This window comes from Elizabethkingia bruuniana, assembly GCF_002024805.1.
In the GTDB taxonomy this organism is placed as follows: domain Bacteria; phylum Bacteroidota; class Bacteroidia; order Flavobacteriales; family Weeksellaceae; genus Elizabethkingia; species Elizabethkingia bruuniana.
In genome coordinates this window covers 2,783,221-2,805,121 of the sequence record NZ_CP014337.1, presented here as the reverse complement: position 1 = coordinate 2,805,121, position 21,901 = coordinate 2,783,221, and the positions used below count along the sequence as shown (strand labels likewise).

At 37.9% G+C, this 21,901-nt stretch carries 15 protein-coding genes and 1 riboswitch; of the genes, 4 read left to right on the top strand and 11 right to left on the bottom strand.

What is annotated here, in order from left to right; all coding sequences use genetic code 11:
- Positions 1 to 15 precede the first annotated feature (15 nt).
- From AYC65_RS12980 to AYC65_RS12965, 4 genes are all read left to right on the top strand, one after another.
- On the top strand, positions 16 to 765 hold the full coding sequence (locus AYC65_RS12980) for a succinate dehydrogenase/fumarate reductase iron-sulfur subunit (RefSeq protein ID WP_034868135.1): 750 nt from the start codon (positions 16 to 18) through the stop codon (positions 763 to 765).
- Between the two features lie 233 nt (positions 766 to 998).
- The gene (locus AYC65_RS12975) at positions 999 to 6,017 is read left to right on the top strand and encodes a translocation/assembly module TamB domain-containing protein (protein WP_078674576.1); all 5,019 of its coding nucleotides are present in this window, start codon (positions 999 to 1,001) and stop codon (positions 6,015 to 6,017) included.
- Entirely contained in the window at positions 6,017 to 8,353 is a 2,337-nt protein-coding gene (tamL, locus tag AYC65_RS12970; protein WP_034868136.1) for a translocation and assembly module lipoprotein TamL, read from the top strand. The genes AYC65_RS12975 and tamL overlap by 1 nt, the downstream gene beginning before the upstream one ends.
- 1 nt (position 8,354) lies before the next feature.
- On the top strand, positions 8,355 to 9,275 hold the full coding sequence (locus AYC65_RS12965; protein ID WP_034868137.1) for a YihY/virulence factor BrkB family protein: 921 nt from the start codon (positions 8,355 to 8,357) through the stop codon (positions 9,273 to 9,275).
- 37 nt (positions 9,276 to 9,312) lie between these two features.
- Here the strand turns inward: AYC65_RS12965 and AYC65_RS12960 are convergent, their stop codons facing one another.
- From AYC65_RS12960 to AYC65_RS12910, 11 genes are all read right to left on the bottom strand, one after another.
- Positions 9,313 to 9,978 (bottom strand): hypothetical protein, encoded by a 666-nt coding sequence (locus AYC65_RS12960; RefSeq protein WP_034868138.1) that lies wholly within the window; start codon positions 9,976 to 9,978, stop codon positions 9,313 to 9,315.
- A 48-nt stretch (positions 9,979 to 10,026) separates the two neighbouring features.
- The gene (locus AYC65_RS12955; RefSeq protein ID WP_034868139.1) at positions 10,027 to 10,782 is read right to left on the bottom strand and encodes an SDR family oxidoreductase; all 756 of its coding nucleotides are present in this window, start codon (positions 10,780 to 10,782) and stop codon (positions 10,027 to 10,029) included.
- A gap of 200 nt (positions 10,783 to 10,982) precedes the next feature.
- Positions 10,983 to 12,290: a voltage-gated chloride channel family protein gene (locus AYC65_RS12950; RefSeq protein ID WP_034868141.1), complete on the bottom strand. Its 1,308-nt coding sequence runs from the start codon at positions 12,288 to 12,290 to the stop codon at positions 10,983 to 10,985.
- A gap of 29 nt (positions 12,291 to 12,319) precedes the next feature.
- Positions 12,320 to 12,387: riboswitch (Fluoride riboswitch) on the bottom strand.
- 80 nt (positions 12,388 to 12,467) lie between these two features.
- Positions 12,468 to 12,809 carry a cupin domain-containing protein gene (locus AYC65_RS12945; protein ID WP_052114638.1) on the bottom strand — a complete coding sequence of 114 codons (342 nt, stop codon included), beginning with the start codon at positions 12,807 to 12,809 and terminating at the stop codon, positions 12,468 to 12,470.
- Between the two features lie 11 nt (positions 12,810 to 12,820).
- On the bottom strand, positions 12,821 to 13,651 hold the full coding sequence (locus AYC65_RS12940) for a class I SAM-dependent methyltransferase (RefSeq protein ID WP_034868144.1): 831 nt from the start codon (positions 13,649 to 13,651) through the stop codon (positions 12,821 to 12,823).
- A gap of 132 nt (positions 13,652 to 13,783) precedes the next feature.
- Positions 13,784 to 14,272, bottom strand: a complete 489-nt coding sequence (locus AYC65_RS12935) for a hypothetical protein (protein ID WP_034868146.1) — start codon at positions 14,270 to 14,272, stop codon at positions 13,784 to 13,786.
- A gap of 99 nt (positions 14,273 to 14,371) precedes the next feature.
- A complete protein-coding gene (locus AYC65_RS12930; protein WP_034868165.1) occupies positions 14,372 to 14,872 on the bottom strand; it encodes a MepB family protein in 501 nt (166 codons plus the stop codon).
- Between the two features lie 10 nt (positions 14,873 to 14,882).
- Positions 14,883 to 15,629 carry a Rossmann-fold NAD(P)-binding domain-containing protein gene (locus tag AYC65_RS12925; protein WP_034868147.1) on the bottom strand — a complete coding sequence of 249 codons (747 nt, stop codon included), beginning with the start codon at positions 15,627 to 15,629 and terminating at the stop codon, positions 14,883 to 14,885.
- Between the two features lie 135 nt (positions 15,630 to 15,764).
- Complete coding sequence (locus AYC65_RS12920; protein WP_034868148.1) at positions 15,765 to 17,195, bottom strand: TolC family protein; 1,431 nt, start codon at positions 17,193 to 17,195, stop codon at positions 15,765 to 15,767.
- A gap of 12 nt (positions 17,196 to 17,207) precedes the next feature.
- Positions 17,208 to 20,351, bottom strand: coding sequence for an efflux RND transporter permease subunit (locus AYC65_RS12915; RefSeq protein ID WP_034868149.1), 3,144 nt, complete (start codon positions 20,349 to 20,351; stop codon positions 17,208 to 17,210).
- A gap of 21 nt (positions 20,352 to 20,372) precedes the next feature.
- The gene (locus tag AYC65_RS12910) at positions 20,373 to 21,527 is read right to left on the bottom strand and encodes an efflux RND transporter periplasmic adaptor subunit (protein ID WP_059333903.1); all 1,155 of its coding nucleotides are present in this window, start codon (positions 21,525 to 21,527) and stop codon (positions 20,373 to 20,375) included.
- Between the last annotated feature and the right edge of the window lie 374 nt (positions 21,528 to 21,901).

The following is a 21,901-nucleotide window of genomic DNA, read 5'->3' as shown; positions in this document are numbered from 1 at the left end:
TAAATCTAAAAAGCTATGCAATTATACCTTAAAATATGGAGACAGAAAGACAGAAATGCTGAAGGAAAGCTGGAAGAATATAAACTGGATCAGCTGAATTCTCATATGTCGTTTCTGGAAATGCTGGATATACTGAATGAAAAGCTTATTCTGGAAGGGAAAGAGCCTGTAGAATTTGATCATGACTGTCGGGAAGGGATTTGTGGTCAATGTGGAATGATGATTAATGGTATTGCCCACGGGCCACTGAAAAATACAACGACCTGTCAGTTGCACCTCAGATCTTTTGAAGATGGTGATACTATTGTGATAGAGCCATTCCGCGCTGCAGCTTTTCCTGTGAAGAAAGACCTTAAAGTAGACCGTTCTGCATTAGACCGAATTATTGCTTCTGGTGGATTTGTGTCTGTGAATACCGGACAGGCACCCGATGCCAAGACAATTGCAATTACCCATCAGCTGGCGGAGGAAGCTTTCGATGCAGCAGCATGTATCGGTTGTGGTGCATGTGTGGCGACCTGTAAGAATGCCAGTGCAGCTTTATTTACTTCAGCGAAGATCTCACATATGGCGCTTTTACCACAAGGGAAAGAAGAACGAAATGAAAGAGTTGTGAATATGGTAAAACAAATGGACGAAGAACTTTTTGGCCACTGCTCCAATACAGAAGCCTGTGAAGTAGAATGCCCGCAGGGTATATCAGTTCTGAATATTGCCCGTATGAACTACGAATACAGCAGAGCATTGTTTTATAAAAAGAACTAACAAATATCAAATAGTAATCAAAGCCCTCAGAAATGAGGGTTTTGTTAATTGTATTGATGAAGAGAAAAGCCTTGTCAAGTTTGAGAACCTTGATAAGGCTTTTTATGAAAAAACTATGAGGTTTAAGAAGAGAGTGATAATATTGTCGATTTGTAATCAGTGATACAAAATGTAAAGTGTTTAGTTCGTCTGTAAAGCTTAGGTTTAGTATATTTGTGTAAACACAAACAAGTTTGAAGCTGAAAATAAATAAAAAGAAACTTTTAAAACGAATGATTATAACCATTATTTCTATAGTGGTATTTTTCAGTTTATTGATACTCAGCTTAAGACTTCCGGTTGTACAAAATTTCATTAAAGACAGACTTGTTGTATATCTTGAGAACAAAATCAAAACAAAAGTAAGTCTAGAAAAAGTATACGTAGCTTTTCCTAACAATCTGCAGCTAGAGAATCTTTATCTGAAAGGGCAGGATGTAGACACACTTCTGGCGGTAAAAAAGTTGGATGTAGGACTGAATATGATGAAGCTGATGAATTCCACAGCAGATATTACCTCTGTTGATCTGGAAGGAGTTAAGGCAAATGTGGTAAGAAACCCTGAGGGCAAATTCAATTTCGATTACATTATCAATGCGTTTGCAACCAGTGACAAAGAGGAAAGTTCCTCGAAGCCGTTTATTATTTCTCTTAACAAAATAAAACTTAAAGATATAGGGGTGACATTCAAAGATCAGCAATCTAAGAATGATATTCAACTGTATTTTAATTCTTTTGATACCCGGGTAAAAACTTTTGATTTACAGAAAAATAATTATGCTGTAAATGATATTAACCTGGATGGTTTAAGGCTAAAACTAAAACAGGACCTTGTAGCAGAAGTTTCTAAAAAGGTCGAGAAAAAAGTGGATTCTCTGAATAAACAACAGCCTATGAAAATTGGCTTACAGGGAATTAAACTGACCAATTTTAACATCGATTATGGTGATAAAAATACCAAGACATTTGCAAAAGTATTATTCAAAGAACTGAGTACAAAAGTCAATCAGCTGGACCTGGAAAATAATGCTTATAATATAGATAATGTCCTGCTTACAGGTGCAGATATTCGTGCAGATCTTTATCTGCCAGCCAAAAAAGAGGATCCTAAAAAAGTACAGGAAAGTTCTGCTGGTTCCGGGAAAGAGAAAGCAATGAAAGTATTGCTGGGTAATCTGAATTTTAATGATGTAAAAGTTGTTTATAACAATACAGCTGTGGCTCCAAGTAAGCAGGGAATGGACTACAATCATCTGAACTTTTCCAGAATGAATGTCGATGTCCGTAACTTCAAAATGGAAAATAATGAGTTCGCAGGAACGGTGAAGTCTGCTGAGATTAAGGAAAGCAAAGGATTGGATATTCAGAGGCTGACAACTAATTTTACATACGGCTCAAAAGAAGCCTATCTTAAGAATCTTTACCTGCAGACACCCAAAACTGTTTTGCGGGATGAGGTTGTCATAGGTTATGACTCCGTCGAACAATTAACTGCCAATCCGGGAGCCATAAAAGTATCCGCGAGTATCCGTGACTCCAAAGTTGGTTTTGCAGATATACTGAATCTTGTTCCTACACTTAGAAATACTGTTCCGTTTAATAAATATCCTAATGCGGTACTGTTAGTAAATGCTAATGCAAAAGGAAGTGTTAACGATCTGGTGATTCAGAATTTTAAACTTTCAGGTATTGATCAGCTAAAAGTTGCAGCTTCCGGCCGGATAAAGAATGCTATGAATCCGGATCAGCTCTATTATGATTTGAAGATTGGAGAGCTTTCCTCTTCTGATAAGACAATTTATAATCTGGTACCAAAGAATACAATTCCGTCGAATATATCATTGCCTTCATTTTTCAGTGTAAAAGGTATAGCGAAGGGAACAACGAAGAATGTAAATACAAATCTGAATCTTACTTCTGCTTTTGGTAATGCAGATGTAGTTGCACATGTGGATATGCGTCGTAAGAATCATGAGTTATACGATGTGAATGCAAATCTCCATAATCTGCAAATTGGCAAGATTATTCAGAATAAAGAAGTAGGAGCGATCACTGCAAAAATTGCAGCTAAGGGGGAAGGTTTCGATCCTAAAAGCGCAAAAGCAGATATAAAAGGCTATGTAAATTCGGCAGTATATAAAGCTTATAACTATCGTGATATGGACCTTACGGGAAAAATAAATCACGGTGTATATAGTTTAGCTTTAAATTCTAAGGATCCGAATGCTAATATGAAGCTGGCAGCTTCAGGAGTTTATAATGAAAAGAATCCTACAGTAAAAGTAAACGGAGCGATTACCAAACTGGACCTGAATAAGCTGGGATTCTATGAGAAGCCTATGATTGTTGCCGGAAAACTGGATGGCGATTTTAGCAACCTTAATCCGGATGAATTAAACGGCTCACTCAACCTCCAGAATTTTGCCATTTCAGATACCAAAGAAGTTTTTCCTATACAGGAAATTAATTTTAAGGCTATATCCACAAAGGATTCAAACGAATTGAATCTGAATTCGCAAATTGCGGATATAACGCTTACCGGAAAATATAAACTGACACAAATTTTTGGAGCCCTACAGCAGACAATTAATCAGTATTATCAGTTTCAGAAACCTGGTAAAGCTCAAAAGATTCAGTCTGGACAGCACTTTGCCTTCAATGCAAAAATCAAAAATGATAATTTGATCCGTAAGTTTGTTCCGGATCTGAAGGATTTCAAAACCATAACACTGAATGGTAATTATGACGCCGATTCCCAGAAAATAGAGGTGGAGGGAAGAATTCCACAACTCCAATACGGAGAAAATAGCATTCAGGGGGGAGCTTTGAAAATCACCAATGAAAATCAGGCACTGCAATATAATCTGGGTGTTGCTTCACTGAAAAGTTCCAGCCTGGCACTGAATAAAATAAGTGTTGTCGGGGATGTGGCCAACAATACAATCAATTACAATATCACGACTAAGGATGCGAAAGATGCTACGCAATTCCTGATTGCCGGAACAGCAAAGTCGTTAAACGATATTACCGAAATTTCACTTAATCCAAACGGGTTGAAACTAAACTATGATGACTGGACGGTAGCTGAAAATAATAGAATCCAGATAAGCAATAAAGGTATTCTAGCCGATAATTTCAGACTTTCCAATGCAGGAAGTGAGATTTTATTACAATCAGAAAATAATTCGCCAACCAGCCCATTAAATATTTCATTAAAAGACTTTAAAATAGAAACGATAACTGAGGCTATAAAAAAAGATTCTCTTCTGGCTAAAGGAACTATTAACGGTACAGCACAACTGCGTGATCTTACAAAGAAAATGACCTTTACCTCAGACCTGAATATTTCGGATCTTATGGTTTATGGAAGCCCGGTAGGAAATTTTGCCGTGAAAGTAAAAAACAATTCAGCTAATATTCTGAATGCCGATGTTGCACTTTCCGGAAATGATAACGACGTGAAAATATTGGGTGATTATAATATTTCAGCAGGTACTTTCGATATGAATATGGCAATTAATCAGCTGCAGATGAAAACTGTTCAGGGATTCTCTATGAATGCTATTCATCATACCGAAGGCTATCTGTCCGGAAATCTTAAGCTGACAGGAAGTACTGATAAACCCAATATTTTAGGAAAAGTAAAATTCAATAAAGTAGGACTCGAAATTGCGAAAACAGGAAGTGATTTCAGAAATATTGACGATGAGATCGATTTTACGAACAGAGGTATAGAATTCAACCGTTTCAAGGTTAAAGATAAAGATGGAAATGCTCTGACAGTAAACGGACAGGTACTGACTCAGAATTACAGAGATTTTGCATTCAACCTGAATGTGAATGCCAAAGACTTTAAAGTTGTAAATTCTGAAAAAACCAATGATGCCATGATGTACGGAATTCTGGCAATTGATGCAGGATTGCGTATCCGCGGAAATCTTGATTTACCTAAAGTGGAAGGAAGGCTGGCAGTTGCCGAGAATACAGATTTTACATTTGTATTGCCACAGTCGTCACCTGCGTTACAGGAAAGAGACGGAATAGTGGAATTCGTAGATCAGGATCAGGTAGTACTGAATAAAACAATAAAAACAGATTCTCTGAATGCCCAAAGCCGGATTAAGGGAATGGATGTGAGCGTGAATATCGAAGTGAATAAGGAAGCGAAAATGTCCATTGTTATTGATAAGGCTAACGGAGATTTCGTGAAGCTTCAGGGTGAGGCACAGCTAACGGGTGGTATAGATCCATCCGGAAAAACAACACTAGTGGGTGTATATGAAGTAGAAAAAGGAGCTTATGAACTTTCTGTAAGTATGTTGAAACGTAAATTCGATATTCAGAAAGGAAGCACCATTACATGGACCGGAGAGCCAACAGCTGCCATTATGGATCTTACGGCTGTTTATAAAACCGAAACTGCACCGATTGATCTTGTGGAACAACAGGTTGGTCAGGGGCAAACCAATCTTTTTAAACAAAGAATGCCGTTTAATGCGTTATTAAAGATGAAGGGTGAGCTTCTGAAACCGATATTATCATTCGATATTACGACAGATGAAAATAATAATTCTGTTTCTACAGAGGTTAAGCAATTGGTAGATGCAAAACTGGCACAGCTAAGACAACAGGAGCCGGAAATGAATAAGCAGGTTTTTGCATTATTACTACTGAATCGATTTATTGGTGAGAATCCGTTCCAAAGTAGTGCCGGACTTTCGGCAGAAACTATGGCCAGACAGAGTGTGAGTAAAATTCTCTCTCAGCAGCTTAATAACCTGGCTTCTGATCTGATTAAAGGAGTTGATTTAAATTTCGGTCTGGAATCTACAGATGATTATTCTACCGGAAATAAAAATACAAGAACCGACCTGAATGTGGATATCAGTAAGAAGTTGCTGAATGACCGTTTGAAAGTAACTGTAGGAAGTAATTTCGGCCTGGAAGGGCAAGCCCGCCAAAATGAGAATATGACAAATATTGCGGGGGATGTAACAGTAGATTACAGCCTGTCCAGAGACGGAAGATATATGTTGCGAGCTTACCGCAAAAACGATTATCAGGTAGCTTTACAAGGGCAGATTGTGGAAACCGGAGTTGGATTTATTATCACATTGGATTATGATAAGTTCCGTGAAATTTTCCAGAAATCTAAGAAAGAGAAAAACAGAAAAGTAAGAGATAAGAAAAACCAAGTCGTAGAATTTAAATAATGAAGAAAAATAAATTCCATATCTATTATAAATACTGGCTTGTCTCAGGAATAGCTATATCTCTGTTTTCATGCAGTGGTACAGGTTATCTCAGAGAAGGACAAAATCTTTATACAGGAGGTAGTGTTAAGATCGAAAGCAAGACGATTTCAAAGAACGATAAAAAAGAGCTGTTGACAGCACTTGAAAGTAATCTTACGCCTAAGCCTAATCCTTCCATATTAGGGATGCGTCCTAAACTATTTTTCTATAACATTACAAAAGAGCCCAAAACGGATAAAGGATTCCGTTACTGGATGAAATATAAACTGGGACAGAAACCTGTGTTGCTGGGGGATGTCGATAGAGAATTCAATAAAGATATTATTGAAAACTATTCAGAGAATAAAGGCTATTTCAATGCAAAAGCCACAGACAGTGTTATTGTTAAAAGCAAAAAAGCACAGGTTGTTTATACTGTAAAGCCGGGAGAAAGATATTTGATTAGTCAGGTGAAATTTCAGAAAGATTCCAGCCTTGTCAACAAAGAAATTCAGAACAATACAAAACGAACATTACTAAAATCCGGAAATCCGTTTGATCTGGATGTTATAAAGGCGGAAAGAGAACGTATAGATAACCGGCTGAAAGAAAAAGGCTTCTATTATTTTCATCCGGATAATATTATTGTTCAGGCCGACACTACAGTAAGCAAAAACCATCAGGTAGAGCTGAATGTAAAACTAAAAGAAGATACTCCGAAATTGTCGAAAGAGCAGTTTACGATAGATAAGGTTGTCGTTTTTCCTAATTACAATCTGCAGGACGTAAGAAAGGGGATGTATAAAATTCCGATGAGTGAAGACTCTCTGGCGCCCTATGCTTACAAAAATATGTATGTGATAGATCCTCAGCATAAATTCAAACCTAAGGTTTTCGACAGAGCTTTGTATTTTGAAAAAGGAGATCTGTATAACCGTACCAATCATAATCTGTCCTTAAACCGTTTAATCAATTTGGGAATATTCAAATTTGTAAAAAATGAGTTTGTTGTTTCCGATTCGCTGAAAAATAAGTTTGATGCTTATTACCTGCTGACGCCAAGGCAAATGCAGTCTCTGCGTTTAGAAGCTCTGGGACGTACTAATTCCGCAAATTATGGTGGTAGTGAACTTAATCTGAACTGGACACACCGGAATATTTTCCGTGGTGCAGAACAGTTTAAAGCAGCTGTTTACGGAGCCTTTGATATTCAAATGGGTGGTGGCGACGGCGCTAAAAATATGTTCCGTGCCGGTGTCAATACACAGCTTTCTATTCCGCGTATCGTAGCGCCTTTCCGTTTCAATTCTTCCAGTGAGTTTGTTCCGAGAACAAATATCAGTCTGGGGTATGAATTCCAGAATCGAACACAGTATTATACACTGAACAATTTCAATGCATCTTTTGGGTATAGCTGGAAAGAAAATGCCAGAAAAGAACATGAGTTAAAGGTTTTTGATGCAACTTATGTTTCGCCGACAAATGTCACGGCTGAATATGAAGCGCTGGCAGAAGCCAATCCTGAATTGAAAAGAGCTATTGAAAAGCAACTGGTTTTTGGACCAACTTATACTTATACCTATACGAATACCATGCTGCCAAAAACCAATACAATCTATTACCGTGGTATGGTAGATCTGGCAGGAAATCTTACAGGTCTGTTGACAGGAGCTGATGCGAAAGCGGGTAAAGAAAAGAAAATTTTCGGAATACCTTTTAGCCAGTATGTGAAGATAGAAAACGATTTAAGGTTTTATCATAAGTTTGGAGAGAAAAGCATGTTTGCATCGAGAATAATTGCAGGAATAGCATATCCGTACGGAAATTCAGCAACGGTTCCTTTCTCCCGTCAGTTCTTTGTAGGCGGAAGTAACAGTATCCGAGCTTTCCGAGCAAGATCTTTAGGTCCGGGTAGTTTTGATCCCAGAAAGCCTGATGCAAATATCCAGTCCTTCTTTAACCAGTCGGGGGATATTAAATTGGAGTTAAATGCAGAATACCGTGCAAACCTGTATAAATTCATTAACGTTGCAGCATTTGTGGATGCAGGAAATGTATGGTTGGTAAATAAGAGTGCAGATTTGCCGGGTGGACAATTTTCAAAAGATTTTTTAAGCGAAATAGCAGTAGGTGCAGGTGTTGGTCTGAGACTGGATTTTTCTATTCTGGTACTAAGATTGGATCTGGCGATGCCGCTGAGAGTTCCTTACTATGAAAAAGGAAAGAGATGGACTTTAGACAGGATTAATTTCGGAGACAGCCAATGGCGGAAGGATAATCTTGTATTTAATATAGCAATAGGATATCCGTTCTAAGATGTTTAAACATATTAAATTTTTCTGGGAAGTTTTGAGAGACACTTTTACGGAGTGGAATGACTCTTCTGCGATGAAAGATTCTGCGAGTCTGGCTTATTATGCAATATTTTCCATTCCTGGTCTTCTGATCATTATTATCTGGATTGCCGGAAACTTCTTTGGTGAAGAAGCTATTCGTGGAGAGATAAGTGAACAGATCAGCGGATTCATGGGTACAGATGTGGCTAAAAGTGTAGAAAGTCTTATAGCAGGTGCACTTATAGATAAGCAAAATGTTTTTATGAAATTTGTCGGTGTAGGCGCTTTGGTGTTTGGTTCTACAACTTTGTTTTTCCAGTTGCAGCATTCACTGAATACACTTTGGGATATACAGTCAGCACCTAAAAAGGCTTTACTGAAATTTCTTTTGGATAGGGCAAACTCGCTGGGAATGATTCTTATTCTTGGGTTCTTACTTATGATTACCATGATTTTATCTTCATTAATAAGCTTATTCAACAACTGGATTACCCAATATTTTGGTTTTGAAACTTATATGCTGGTAGAGCTGGTGAATTTTGCTATTGGTTTCGGACTGGTTATGCTTCTGTTTGCTCTGATGTTTAAGGTTCTTCCGGATGTACAGGTAAGCTGGAAACCGGTATGGAAAGGTGCTCTACTTACAACTATACTCTTTACACTGGGTAAGTTTTTATTAAGCCTCTATTTCGGGAAAGTAAAACCTACATCAGCATTCGGAACTGCCGGAACAGTTATCCTGATTATGATGTGGATAAATTATACCTGTATGCTTATTTTCTTTGGCGCAAAATTCACCAAAGTATATGCCTATAAAAAAGGTTATAAAATTATTCCGTCCAAACATGCTAAATGGAGTCAGGCGAAGCTTTATGAAGAAAGCCTGAAATCTGAAAGCTAATAATTGAATCTTCTGAATTCAATTATTCTGTATTAGGTTAGTAATAAAAATAGACCTTCGGTTTAAATTTAATCTCAGTAGCTTTATAATTATCCATTGTTACTTTAGGGAACTTATAAGTATAGGTTTCAAATGAACTTGATTCCTTTTTAGAATCCTCAATGTCATCACAATTGCCTGTATCTTTTGTAATATTAATTTTCTGAGTGGAGAAATTAATGTCATAGGTATAATCGAAGTCACAGGTATCCCAATATCTGTATTTAGAACCAATCAGATACCAGTCGTTATTCTGGTATCTGAATATTTGTTTATAACTTTCAGTTCTCCTGGAATTGTTATGAGTTTCATGCTCAATAATAAGTGTGTTGTTCTTAATACTGATACCGATTAAAGGATCTGAGCTTTCTTCAAAACAAAATCCACATTCTTTGCTGCCCCATAAAATATTTGTATTCTTTTTGAACAACTGATATTGGTTGTTACTGTCTTGTTTCAGAATATAAAGAGTCCTTTTATAATTCTTTTTAGGATCTTTTGTCTGGTTGAGGTTACAAACAATTACTTTTTCATCCTTTCCGTCTTTATCAAGATCACCATATACTGTTTTTACGATTGTGCAATTTTTCGGGAGCTGAAAACCTTGCCCGGAATATAGGGAAAGTGATAAGGTAAATAAAAGTAAGGAGAAGCAATATTTCATTATTTGGGTTTATTGATCCCCAAATATAGTGGATTATTTTGCTATCGCTTAGTGCCTGATGACCGAAATTCCAGCATCAACCGCTAATTCTGTTCCATGGATATAAGAGGCTTCCTGTGAAGCCAAAAAAAGTACAGCATTAGCTATTTCGGACGGCTCACCCTGTCTTCTGAACGGAATTGTAGGAATAAGATTCTCTACAGCTTCATCAATTTGCTCCTGATTTAGTCCTGTATTGTTGAAAATATTGGTTTTAATATGTCCGGGACTAATACCGTTTACGCGGATACCTTTTTCTGTAAATTCAGCGGCAAAGGTTTTTATAAATGATTGTACAGCTGCTTTGGCAGCAGAATAGACAGAGAAATAAGATGTTCCGGTTTCGGTGACAAAAGAAGTGTTAAGAACTACAGAACTACCAGGTTTCATTAAAGGGAGAATCTGTTGAGCGGTAAAGAAAGTCCCTTTTACAAGCATATTGAAAAGCTCATCAAAATGTGCTTCATTGGCATCTTCCACAGAGGCAAACTGCCCGTAACCTGCATTTACAAAAAGCAAATCGATATTGTTGGTATATTGCTTTACATTTTTCTGTAGCTGGAAAATATCCTGCATATCTCCGGCATTGGATACTATCCCGAAAGCTCTTCCGCCCAGCCGGCTTACGGCTTTATGTACCGAAGCATTAGTTCTGCCTGTGACAATAGCAAATCCGCCTTCTGCTATAAATTGTTGTGCGGTAGCATAGCCCATTCCATTGGTTCCTCCTGTAATCAGAGCAAATTTATCTTTGAATCTTTGCATGACATTTTATTTATAATTCTGATGCAAAGATTGGCACTAATATACTACAATGAAACCCGAAACTTGCGGAATTAATTATAAGTGATGAATAGTGAATAGTGAATAGTGAATAGTGAATAGTACTTGGGGATATAGGACTTTAATATATAAATCTTATACCTTACATCTTACATCTCATATCTAACCTCTAACTTCGTACTTTAAAGATCATTTAGCCTTTTTCCCTGAAGGTTCATGAATCTGGGATGTTTGGCATCACCTATCATTTGCTTACCATAGATACTGTTGTTTCCAGATAATAAATAAGCAACGACACAAGCGATAGCAACATAAACACCACATTCACTTCCAAAGAGTTCAATAGCCATAATCATACAGGCAATAGGAGTGTTGGTTGCTCCGGCAAATACCGCTACAAATCCCATTCCGGCCAGAAGCCCTGGTGGAAGCGGAATAAAATAGCTTAAAGCATTTCCTAATGTAGCACCAATAAAAAACAAGGGTGTTACTTCGCCGCCTTTAAATCCTGCAGATAAAGTGACGATGGTGAAGATCATTTTCAGTGCAAAATCATAGGCCGGCAATTGCTGATCAAAAGAAGCGACAATAGTCGGGATTCCTAATCCTATATATTTGGTAGTGCCTATAGCCCAAACTGCTGAGGCAACAATAATACCTCCAACAAAAGGTCTTAATGGAGGATAAGATATTTTGGATTTGAATATCCTTCCGGCCCAGTGTATAATCTTGCTAAAAGCGGAAGCACATAATCCAAAGAATATTCCTGCAATGATAGCATAGAGAATATTCAGAAAGGAGATATCCGGAATAAAACTAATATGATAATGGGTATGATGTGTCTGCCACATTTTAGTTACAAGGTCGGCTATAATAGAAGCTGCAAACGCCGGAAAAATTGCATTATATCTTATTCTGCCAATCAGGAAGACTTCCAGTCCGAATAATGCACCTGCTAAAGGAGTTCCGAAGACTGAACCAAATCCGGCTGCAACAGCAGCAATGATTAAAATTGCACGTTCACTGGCATTTAGTCTGAAAGGTTTGCTAAACTGATCGGCGATAGCGCCAGCCATTTGCAATGCTGTACCTTCTCGGCCGGCAGAACCTCCAAAAAAATGAGTTGCCATGGTTCCTATATATACGAATGGAGCCATTCGAAATGGTATGATCTGTTTAGGATCATGAATAGTGTCTATTAACAGATTGTTTCCGGCTTCTATATCCTTTCCTAAATAGTAATAAAGCAATCCTATAAGGAAACCGCCTATTGGCAGCAAGGCGATTAACCACAAATGATTTTCTCTGAAATTAGTAGCCCAGTCCAGTGTCTGTAAAAAGAATGCTGAAGCAGATCCTATTAAAGTACCTATAAAAAGGGTAATAAGCAGCCATCTGAAAATATAAAGGGTGGAAGGGTAGCGTCTGAAAAATACCTGTATAGACAAGCTGAATTTTTTGCTGGCTGATTTTTGTTTTTTTATTGACATAATGTACCTGATAAAATGTTTGACATTTAATTTAATCAGGCGTCATCAGCTCCTCAGAAGCGGTTGGGTAAGGAAGAACACCATTTCCTCTTTTTGTATAATGCAAATTTAGAGATATTTATTTATCCACGACAAATTTTAATTCACTTTTTGTAAAAGCTGTTTCATTGCAAGATCTTATAAATTAACCCGATCTCCGTGAGACTTAGGCTCGGAAATTACCAGGAACTCTAAGTCTTCAGATGATTTGTTCATAATATGATGTTTTAATTCCGGTTCAATATGAAATCCTTGTCTTTCATGGACGGTGAAAGTTCCTTTTTCAGTTTCAAAAGTAGCAGTTCCTTTTAAAATATAAAAGAACTGTTGTGCTTTAGTATGGTAATGGAATGTTTCCTCTGTATTCGGCGGCATTTTTTCCTGAATAATACTTAATGAGTCGGTTTTTAATAGATGCCATCCGTCACAGACTCCTCCCCAGTTATAATGCTCCGTATTATTGATATCTCTGATACTCATTTTATTTAATTTTATATTCTGGCTAATAAAAAAAACTCACCACTTGCCGGAGATAATCCATCGGTTCGGTTCTTAAAATACAGATCTTTTATGTCCTCTGTGGAGACCAGATCGGTATTGTTAAGGCCAGATTCTTTTGCTATTACTTCTTCCGGAGAAAAAAAGCTGATAAAAGGAGTACCTGATTGCTGAGCCCCTTTATTGGCCATTTCCTGCATAGGCTGATCTTCCTTTTCCAGTAGTTTAACAGGTAAATAGAAGCTGATGGCAACGACAGATCCTGCTGCAAGGCTCACCATGTGCTGCAAAGTTTCTTTAATGGCTGATTTGGTAAGGTATAGTGTAACTCCGGTACAGACAATAACAGCAGGTTTGTGAATATTGAAGCCGGCTTTCAGTAGTTGTTCCCACCATGATGATTTCTCAAAGTTTACCGGAACAAAATGTAAATTTTCCGGAATATGAAATCCTGTTTCAGAGAGTCTCTTTTGTTTCCATGTAAGAGTGCCTGGCTGATCTATTTCGAAAATCTGAATTTTAGAGGCTGTATCCGGATTTCGCTGAGCAAATGTATCGAGACCGGAACCTAAAATAACATATTGATCCGTTCCTTTTGGGATTTCAGTTGTGATTATATCTTCAATGTAACGAGAACGTGCTACAACAGAAGCACGGAGCCGCTGTGTATATTTTATATCAGGTCGCTCCTGCCATCCCTCTTCAGGAGCAATAAGCTCAAGTCCTACAGTATCTTCAAGAATATGAGGTTCAGCATCTGCCTGTGTATGAAATGCTCTCCATAGTGCAACTCTTATAGCTGTATTGTCCGGCTGTTGTTCCATATATTTTTCTGATTTGTAAATATAAAATTACCCTTAAGCCCGGATATAGACAATACTATTTTTAGGTTTACTGTAACATATAAATAAAAAAAACGCCTGAGTTCTCAGGCGTTTTTTATGTGGATAAGTTTCTTACTTGGAAACTTTCAGATATACTTGTTGTGTAGTCTCATCAATGGTGATGTTAGGGAATTTCTTATCGTAGTCGATAACGATATCACCTTTTTCTTCTTTTCCGTTACCATCGGAGTCCCAGTTTATTGTTACATAATATTTTACAGGTTCTCCTTCTTTTACAGCAGGTTTAATAAGACTTGATGCATTAGCAGGAACCGGAAGGTCTATTGTGAATGGAACTGTCTTTTGTTCAATTTCTTTTTCGGTAATCAGTGTAGCCGGAGCATCTGCAAGATTAGCAGAAATTCCGTATAAACTTATTTTAAGCTTTGCATTTTTAATGTTAAATGTATCTGTTCCTGTGAATTCAATTTTAACATTTTTCTGGTCAGAAGATGTTTTTTCCGTCGAAGACGTTGTGTCTGTCATAGTCTGTTTTGGAGAGTTACAGCTGCTTGCCAATAACAAAGCTCCGATACCGATAATACTTGCAATACGATTCATAGTAGATATTTTAGGGTTATAAATGATTGTTTGTTTAATAAAATTACCTCATAAAGTTACCCAAATTTATGCCAAAGCCAGAAATGATGAAAATTCCGGTTATGAAGATCTGAAGATCGCAGTCAGCTTTTCTGTGATCAGATCTTCAGGTAAAGCCATATCAATAAAGTATTCTGATTGCCATTGCTGAGTTTTTTCAGCCTGTTTGTTTAGTGAAATATCCCATGCAGGATATATTCTAAATCCTCGTTTCCCTTCTCCGGAATCAGATGTCAGAATTTGTTTTTCAGTCAGCAATAATTTTGGGAAAATAAAATAACCGGACTTCTCACTGTGTTCTGCTGCGATAATATAGAAATTGAAAGGGTCGTTATGATTAAATGGTTCTGTCTGTCCCTTAATATTTCTTTTCCATAAAGTTACAAACAGCCCGTTCTTTTTGGGAGTTACTTTTGCCTTTCTGTATTTTATATTCAATTGCTGCAGCCGAAAGTTATAACCAAAATATTCTTCACATTCGGTATCCTGAGTTATAGCTGATATTTCAAAATCAATGTTTTTTAATAGTGTATTTTCCAGTTTGCGGAGTTCTTCATTCATTGTATGCATCTTAAAACAATCTTGGATCTGGTTTCTCATAGATGAAGCTCAGCAGTTTTTCACTTTTGTCAGAACTGATAATCCGCTGTTGTGTTGTTTTGGATATATGTTTGTTTACCTGCTTGTTCTGAATACCGATTACTTCTGCTTTTGTAGGATGCTGAGGTGCTACAATATTAAATATTTCGGAGGATATATTATTATTAATTATAGTTTCAATAATCCTGCAGATATCATAATAATGAATGTGATTAACAGCCTGTTCCGGATTTGATATTTTATAATTTTTAAGCTGTCTGTTATCTCCCATTAACCCTCCCAGTCGCAGAATGTTAACTTGTGGAAAACTTTTTTTAATCATGTTCTCAACATATACCATGTTAGAACTAAGTTCGGAATCTGGATAAGTTGTTTCATCAATAAGCTTTTTCTCCTGTGGATAAACTCCGGTTGAGCTAGTTAAAAAAACAGAACCTTTATACAGGCCAATATACTTCTCTATATTATTGAAACGACGGATTAATATTTCCAGTTCGGTTCGTTGTGAAAAAGGGAGGCATATAATAATGACATCTGAGTTATTAATATCCGAATTGGTTTGATATTCTTCGTCAGAATCAAAGTCAATAGTGAAATGAATATAATTGCTTTCAGAATGATCACTTCTGTTGACAGTATATATTGTATAGTTATCAGAAAAATAATCAGCCAGACGTTTGCCCAGCCAGCCGTAGCCTATGATTGCCAGCTTTTTCATTTCTTAAAATTGAAAGCCAAATATACGGAATTAACAAGGGGGAGGAATACGCAGTTTATAAAAACAAAAACCACTCCGGAACAAGTCCCGGAGTGGTCATTAGAAATAAAAACAGAAAATATAAGCTATTATTTATTATTGCCATCCGCCTCCCAGAGCACGATATAGGGAGGTGGTAGCATTAAGTTGCTGGGTTTTTATATTGGCCAGATCCAGCTCGGCCTGAAGCTTATTGGTTTGTGCTACTAACATTTCAAGGTAAGATGCTTCACTATATTTAAATAAGGTTTCCGCATTTTTTACCGTTTCATTCGATCTTTTTACCAATGCTTCCGCGATAGAACGTTGCTCTTTTAATTTATCAGCCTGAACTAAAACATCCGATACTTCGCCCACAGCCTGAATTACGCTTTGCTTGAATTGTAATTCTGCCTGTTGGGAAGAAATTTTTGACTGCTCATACTGAGTTTTTAGTTGCTTCCCTTGTAATAGTGGCTGCATTAATGATCCGGCAGCCATCCCGAACAAAGATCCGGGGATGCTAAACCAGTCACTTGCCTTAAAAGCATTAAGACCACCTTGTGCTGTAATATTAAGTACAGGATACATATTAGCTTTTGCAATATTGATAGAAGCTACACTTCGTCTGAAATTAAGTTCCTGTGTTTTAATATCCGGACGGTAACTCAATAATTCTGAAGGAACCCCCGTGGATAAACCAGCTGGAGCTTCTGTTGAATCCAGACTAACATTGCGTTCCACCTTGGAAGGAAATGAGCCTGTCAGAATATTCAATGCATGTTCCTGAGTGCTTATTGCACTCTCGATTACTGGAATGCTTTTTCTGATCTGATCCTGGTTGGTTTCTTGTTGCTGAACTGCAAGTGCAGTCCCAATACCAACTTCAAATTGCTTTTTTATCAGTGCTAAGGTTTTATCACTTAATGCCAGATTAGATTTTGTAATCTCCAGTTGCTTGTCCAGCATCAGAAGATTATAATAACCCTGTGCTACTTCTGCAACCAATCTTGTTTTTACAGCTTTTGCTGCTTCCTGAGTTTGTAAATAGTTAGCCAGAGCTTCCTCTTTAGTATTTTTAATTTTCCCCCAGATATCCGCTTCCCAGGAAAGAGATACAGCAGTTGTATAATCTTCGGTATATCTTTTACCTAAAAACTGACTTGCACTAATACCATTGATACTGTTGTCCGATGGTCTGTTAATGCTGGCATTTGCAATATTCAGGCTTATTTTAGGAATATTTCCCCATTTAGACTGCTGGAATCCTAGGGATGCCAGTTCTATTTGTTTTAGCGCTACCTGCAGATCATTATTTCCGGCCAAGGCTTTGTCGATCAGTGCAACCAGTACAGGATCCTTATAAAAGTCCCTGTAGCTGATTTTTGCAATATTCTGAAAGTCCTCGATATTGGCTTGCTGACTACCATAGCTTTCCGGTACCGTAAGTTTAGGTTGTTCATACTTCTGCTGAACCTTGCAAGAAGTGACTAAGCCGGATACCAGAGCTATACCTGCTGTTATATGGATGATTCTTTTTGAATTCATTTTTTCTAAATTTTAATTATACTCCCAGTCTGCTTCTGAAATTTGCTTCCCGCTGACACGCTCATGCAGGTATTGGAAAATAACAAACAGAACAGGTGTAATAAATACTCCTAATACAGTTCCGAATAACATCCCGAAGATGGCGGCGTATCCGATAGAGTGGTTTCCTAATGCTGATGGGCCTACTACAAAAAGTAGTGGTGTAAGTCCTGCAATAAAGGCGATAGAGGTCATTAAAATTGGTCTTAATCTGGCTTTGGCACCTTCTACGGCTACTGCAACAAGACTTTTTCCAACTCTTCTTCTCTGTATTGCAAATTCCACGATAAGAATACCATTTTTCGCGAGGAGACCAATAAGCATGACCATAGCAATCTGTACATAGATGTTATTGGATATATCGGCAAATGTAATCCCGATAAATACCCCGGATAAACCAACCGGAATAGCCAATAATACGGAGAACGGAAGGATGTAACTGTCGTACTGTGCAGATAACAGGAAGTAAACAAAGACAATACATAATCCAAAGATTAGTGTAGATTGAGACCCTGACTGAGATTCCTCACGGCTCATTCCTTTGTAATCGTAGGTATATCCTTGTGGAAGTAGTTTTTCACTTACTTCTTCTACCGCCTTCATCGCCTGGCCTGTGCTGTATCCCGGTTTCGCCATTACCGTTAGGTTGGACGCATTGAAAAGATTGAAACGGTCTACGATTTCAGCACCGGTTGTAGGTTTCAGGGTTACCAATGTGTTAATTGGTACCATCCCGCCTGTATTATTTTTTACAAAAACACCATCCAGTGATCTTTGATCTTTTCTGGCATCGAATGCAGATTGTATCTGTACTCTGTAGTATTTTCCGAATCTGTTAAAATCAGATGACTGGATACTTCCGTAATATCCCTGCATAACACCCATAACATCGGCAAGGCTTACACCAAGCTGCGCTGCTTTAGCTTCGTCTACCAATAGTTCGAACTGAGGGAACGATACATCAAAAGTGGTGAAGGCCACAGCAATTTCTGGTCTCTGCATCAGGGCGCCCATCATTTCATAGGAAACCTGTCCCAGTTTCTGAAGTTCGCCATTTGTACGGTCCTGAAGTACAAGCTCCATACCACTCGTATTACCGAAACCATCTACCGTAGGCATATTCAGTACAAGGAAATTAGCACGTTTGTCTTCTGAAAGTTTTGCCTGGAATTGTCCGATAACATCATCTATTTTTCTTACATCTCCACGGTCTTTAAGGTGTTTCAGTTTAATCCAGATTGCTCCTGCTGAAGCCGATGAGGTGGAACTAAACATGTTGAATCCATCTACTGTCATTACATTTTCTACAGCTGGATGTCCTGCTAAATAATGCTCGGCAGTTTTTATGACTTCAATTGTTCTTGCTTTCGAAGCACCCGGCGGAAGATTTACGGTAATTGCTAAGAAGTTCTGGTCTTCATCCGGAATAAACCCTTTTGGTGTTGTCATGGACATCCATACAAATATCCCACCGAATATAGCCATAATAGCAAAGGCTATCCATCTTTTCTTAATCAGGAGAATAATGGCTTTTCCGTAACGGTTTGTTATAGCGTTGAATGCAGCATTGAATCCTGCAAAGAAACGGTCTTTAAAGTTCTTTTTCTCATGGTGGTCTTCTTCATGTGGCTTTAGGAATAAAGCGGTAAGCGCAGGGCTTAACGTTAATGCATTGATTGCAGAGATAATAATTGCAATGGCAAGCGTTAAAGCAAACTGCTGATAGAACAAACCTGTAGATCCTTTCATAAAGGCTACCGGAACGAAAACGGCAGACATTACCAACGTAATCGATACAATCGCACCGGAAATTTCATGCATTGCTGACATTGTCGCAGCACGTGCATTTAGTTTTCTATGTTCCATTTTTGCATGGACAGCTTCTACCACAACAATGGCATCATCCACAACAATACCAATTGCCAATACAAGGGCAAATAGAGTAAGAATGTTAATAGAGAATCCAAAGAGGTTCATAAAGAAGAATGTACCAATAATGGATACCGGAACGGCAATTGCCGGAATCAATGTTGAACGGAAATCCTGAAGGAAGATATATACTACAATAAATACAAGGATAAAAGCCTCGATAAGTGTAGAGATTACCTGACTGATGGATTGATCCAACGATTCTTTTGTAGCGTACGGAATACGGTATTCTACTCCCGGAGGGAAAGATTTTTCCAATTGTTTCATCTTCTCATTGATGGCGATCTGCACCTCATTGGCGTTGGAACCAGCCATCTGGAATACAGCCATCATAGGCCCTGCTTTTTTATCAAATTTAGAAGCACTGCCATAGCTGTAAGCCCCGAATTCTACTTTAGCAACGTCTTTTAATCTAAGGATAGAACCATCGTTCTGAGCTTTAATAATAATATTCTCATATTGCTCAGGCTCGGTATATTTACCTTTATAGCGCATAACATACTCCATAGCCTCGTTACTGTTTTCTCCGAATTTTCCCGGAGCAGCTTCAATATTCTGAGACTGGATGGCATTGGAAATATCTATAGGTGCAAGTCCATATGAATTTAGTTTTTCAGGATCTAGCCATACACGCATAGAGTAGTCTTTGTTACCCCAAACCATTGCATCACCAACTCCTTTTACCCTTTTTAGTTCAGGGATAATGTTAATCTTGGCATAGTTTTCCAGGAATAATTCATCTACTTTTCCATCTTTGCTGGTTAACGATAACATGGAAATCATACTGTTCTGACGTTTGATCGTAGTAATTCCGGCACGTACAACTTCTACAGGCAGCTGATTGGTTACCTGAGCTACGCGGTTTTGCACATTCACAGCTGCCTGATCGGGGTTAGTTCCCAGTTTAAAGATTACGGTAATGGAAAGCGTACCATCATTACTGGCTGTGGAAGTAATATAATCCATATTTTCCACACCGTTAATGGCATTTTCGATTGGTGGCGCTACCGAACGCGCGATGGTTTCGGCATTAGCTCCCGGATATACCGCTGTAACCATTACGGTTGGCGGTGCGATCTCCGGAAATTTGGTAATGGGAAGGTTTAGCATTCCCACTATCCCCAGTATTACCATCAGTATGGATATAACTGTGGCTAGTACAGGTCTTTTTATAATATTTTTAAGCATAATTGACTTTTAAAAAACGATTTACTGAGCTTTTTTCTGTTCTTTCTTTTGCTCTTTTTGCGGAACAACAGGTGTTCCCGGTTGTAGTCTCTCGAAGCCGGTTACAATATAACGGTCTCCTGCTTTAAGTCCACTGGTTACAATGTAATTGGTTCCGACTTTACCCGCTACTTCCACCGGAATCTGAATAGCTTTATTCTGCTTATCCAGAGAGAAAACATATACTTTATCCTGAATCATCATTGTAGAACCTACAGGAAGCAATGTAGCATTGTCATATTTCTGCTCCAACAGTACTTTTCCTGTATTTCCACTTCTAAGGATTGCTTTTGAGTTGTCAAATACAGCACGTAGTGTAATAGCCCCCGTCATTTTGTTGAACTGGCCTTCTACAGCATTGATTCTACCTGAAGTTTCATACTGTCCGCCGTTACTCATAATAAGATTCACAGGAGGCGTGTTTTTTAGTTTTTCTTCAATAGAGTTTCCTGTGTACTGATTCTGGAAGTTTACAAAATCATTTTCACTTAAACTGAAATAAGCGTAGATCTGATGGATATCTGATAAAATTGTAATAGGATCAGCATTGGTAGGAGATAACAAACTTCCGATACGGTATTTGAAACGTCCGATATATCCGCTTACAGGTGCTTTAATTGTAGAGAAGTTAAGATTAATCTTCGCAGACTCTATTGCTGCCTGCGCCTGGCTAACGCTACCTCTGGCTGAATTATAGGCGGTTTCCGCTTCTTTTACCTGAATAGGAGAGACCATATTGTTTTTGGCAAGCTCTCTTTTACGGTTTAGTTCTATATTGGCATTCGCAAGAGTTGCATTCGCAGAGATCAAAGTGGCTTGTGCACTTCTCAATTGTTCCTGAAAAATACGGTCTTCGATTTTGAATAGTGCCTGTCCAGCTCTTACATAATCACCCTCATCTACAAAAATCCGGCTAAGGTAACCCGATACTTGCGGGCGGATTTCCACTGTGGAAACTCCTTCTATTGATGCAGCATATTCACGGGGAATAGTTACATCCTGTTGAGAAATAATACCTATTGGAAGTTCTGGAGGTTGTTGGTTGTATGCTTGGTTATCGCCGCCTTTGCTGCAGCTGCTCAGGATAAGAGCCACAGAAACGATGAAGGACGACTTTAAAATAAAATTCTTATACATAATGTTTTTTTTACGTGTGCAAAATTCGACTTAAAAAAGGCTTAAAAAAAGGTGCAAAAATCGACTAAATTTGTCAAAATGACGCCTAACTTTATGACCCATTAATATTATCAATTATTCTAATTAATTGTTTTTATAGTGGTTTGGCAAGATTTGTTATTTAGATTTGTTTTAAAATCTGTCAAAAAAGCACCATTATTGGTCTTTTTGAACAAGTGAAATAAGAAACATGGAAAAGCGACGAAAAATAAGATGTTTTCATAAATAGGAAGTTTTTGTTAAGTTGCTAAATTAGGTACAGACTGTGACAACCTTATGTCAACAAGTAGAAAATGACGGAAAATTAATATAAAAGAAAGGCTTATTGATAGCTT

Bases quoted from the DNA above. Each gene is read 5' to 3' on its own strand.
- AYC65_RS12980 (WP_034868135.1), top strand. From the start codon at position 16: ATGCAATTATACCTTAAAATATGGAGACAGAAAGACAGAAATGCTGAA.
- tamL (WP_034868136.1), top strand. From the start codon at position 6,017: ATGAAGAAAAATAAATTCCATATCTATTATAAATACTGGCTTGTCTCA.
- AYC65_RS12965 (WP_034868137.1), top strand. From the start codon at position 8,355: ATGTTTAAACATATTAAATTTTTCTGGGAAGTTTTGAGAGACACTTTT.
- AYC65_RS12960 (WP_034868138.1), bottom strand. From the start codon at position 9,978: ATGAAATATTGCTTCTCCTTACTTTTATTTACCTTATCACTTTCCCTA.
- AYC65_RS12955 (WP_034868139.1), bottom strand. From the start codon at position 10,782: ATGCAAAGATTCAAAGATAAATTTGCTCTGATTACAGGAGGAACCAAT.
- AYC65_RS12950 (WP_034868141.1), bottom strand. From the start codon at position 12,290: ATGTCAATAAAAAAACAAAAATCAGCCAGCAAAAAATTCAGCTTGTCT.
- AYC65_RS12945 (WP_052114638.1), bottom strand. From the start codon at position 12,809: ATGAGTATCAGAGATATCAATAATACGGAGCATTATAACTGGGGAGGA.
- AYC65_RS12940 (WP_034868144.1), bottom strand. From the start codon at position 13,651: ATGGAACAACAGCCGGACAATACAGCTATAAGAGTTGCACTATGGAGA.
- AYC65_RS12935 (WP_034868146.1), bottom strand. From the start codon at position 14,272: ATGAATCGTATTGCAAGTATTATCGGTATCGGAGCTTTGTTATTGGCA.
- AYC65_RS12930 (WP_034868165.1), bottom strand. From the start codon at position 14,872: ATGAATGAAGAACTCCGCAAACTGGAAAATACACTATTAAAAAACATT.
- AYC65_RS12925 (WP_034868147.1), bottom strand. From the start codon at position 15,629: ATGAAAAAGCTGGCAATCATAGGCTACGGCTGGCTGGGCAAACGTCTG.
- AYC65_RS12920 (WP_034868148.1), bottom strand. From the start codon at position 17,195: ATGAATTCAAAAAGAATCATCCATATAACAGCAGGTATAGCTCTGGTA.
- AYC65_RS12915 (WP_034868149.1), bottom strand. From the start codon at position 20,351: ATGCTTAAAAATATTATAAAAAGACCTGTACTAGCCACAGTTATATCC.
- AYC65_RS12910 (WP_059333903.1), bottom strand. From the start codon at position 21,527: ATGTATAAGAATTTTATTTTAAAGTCGTCCTTCATCGTTTCTGTGGCT.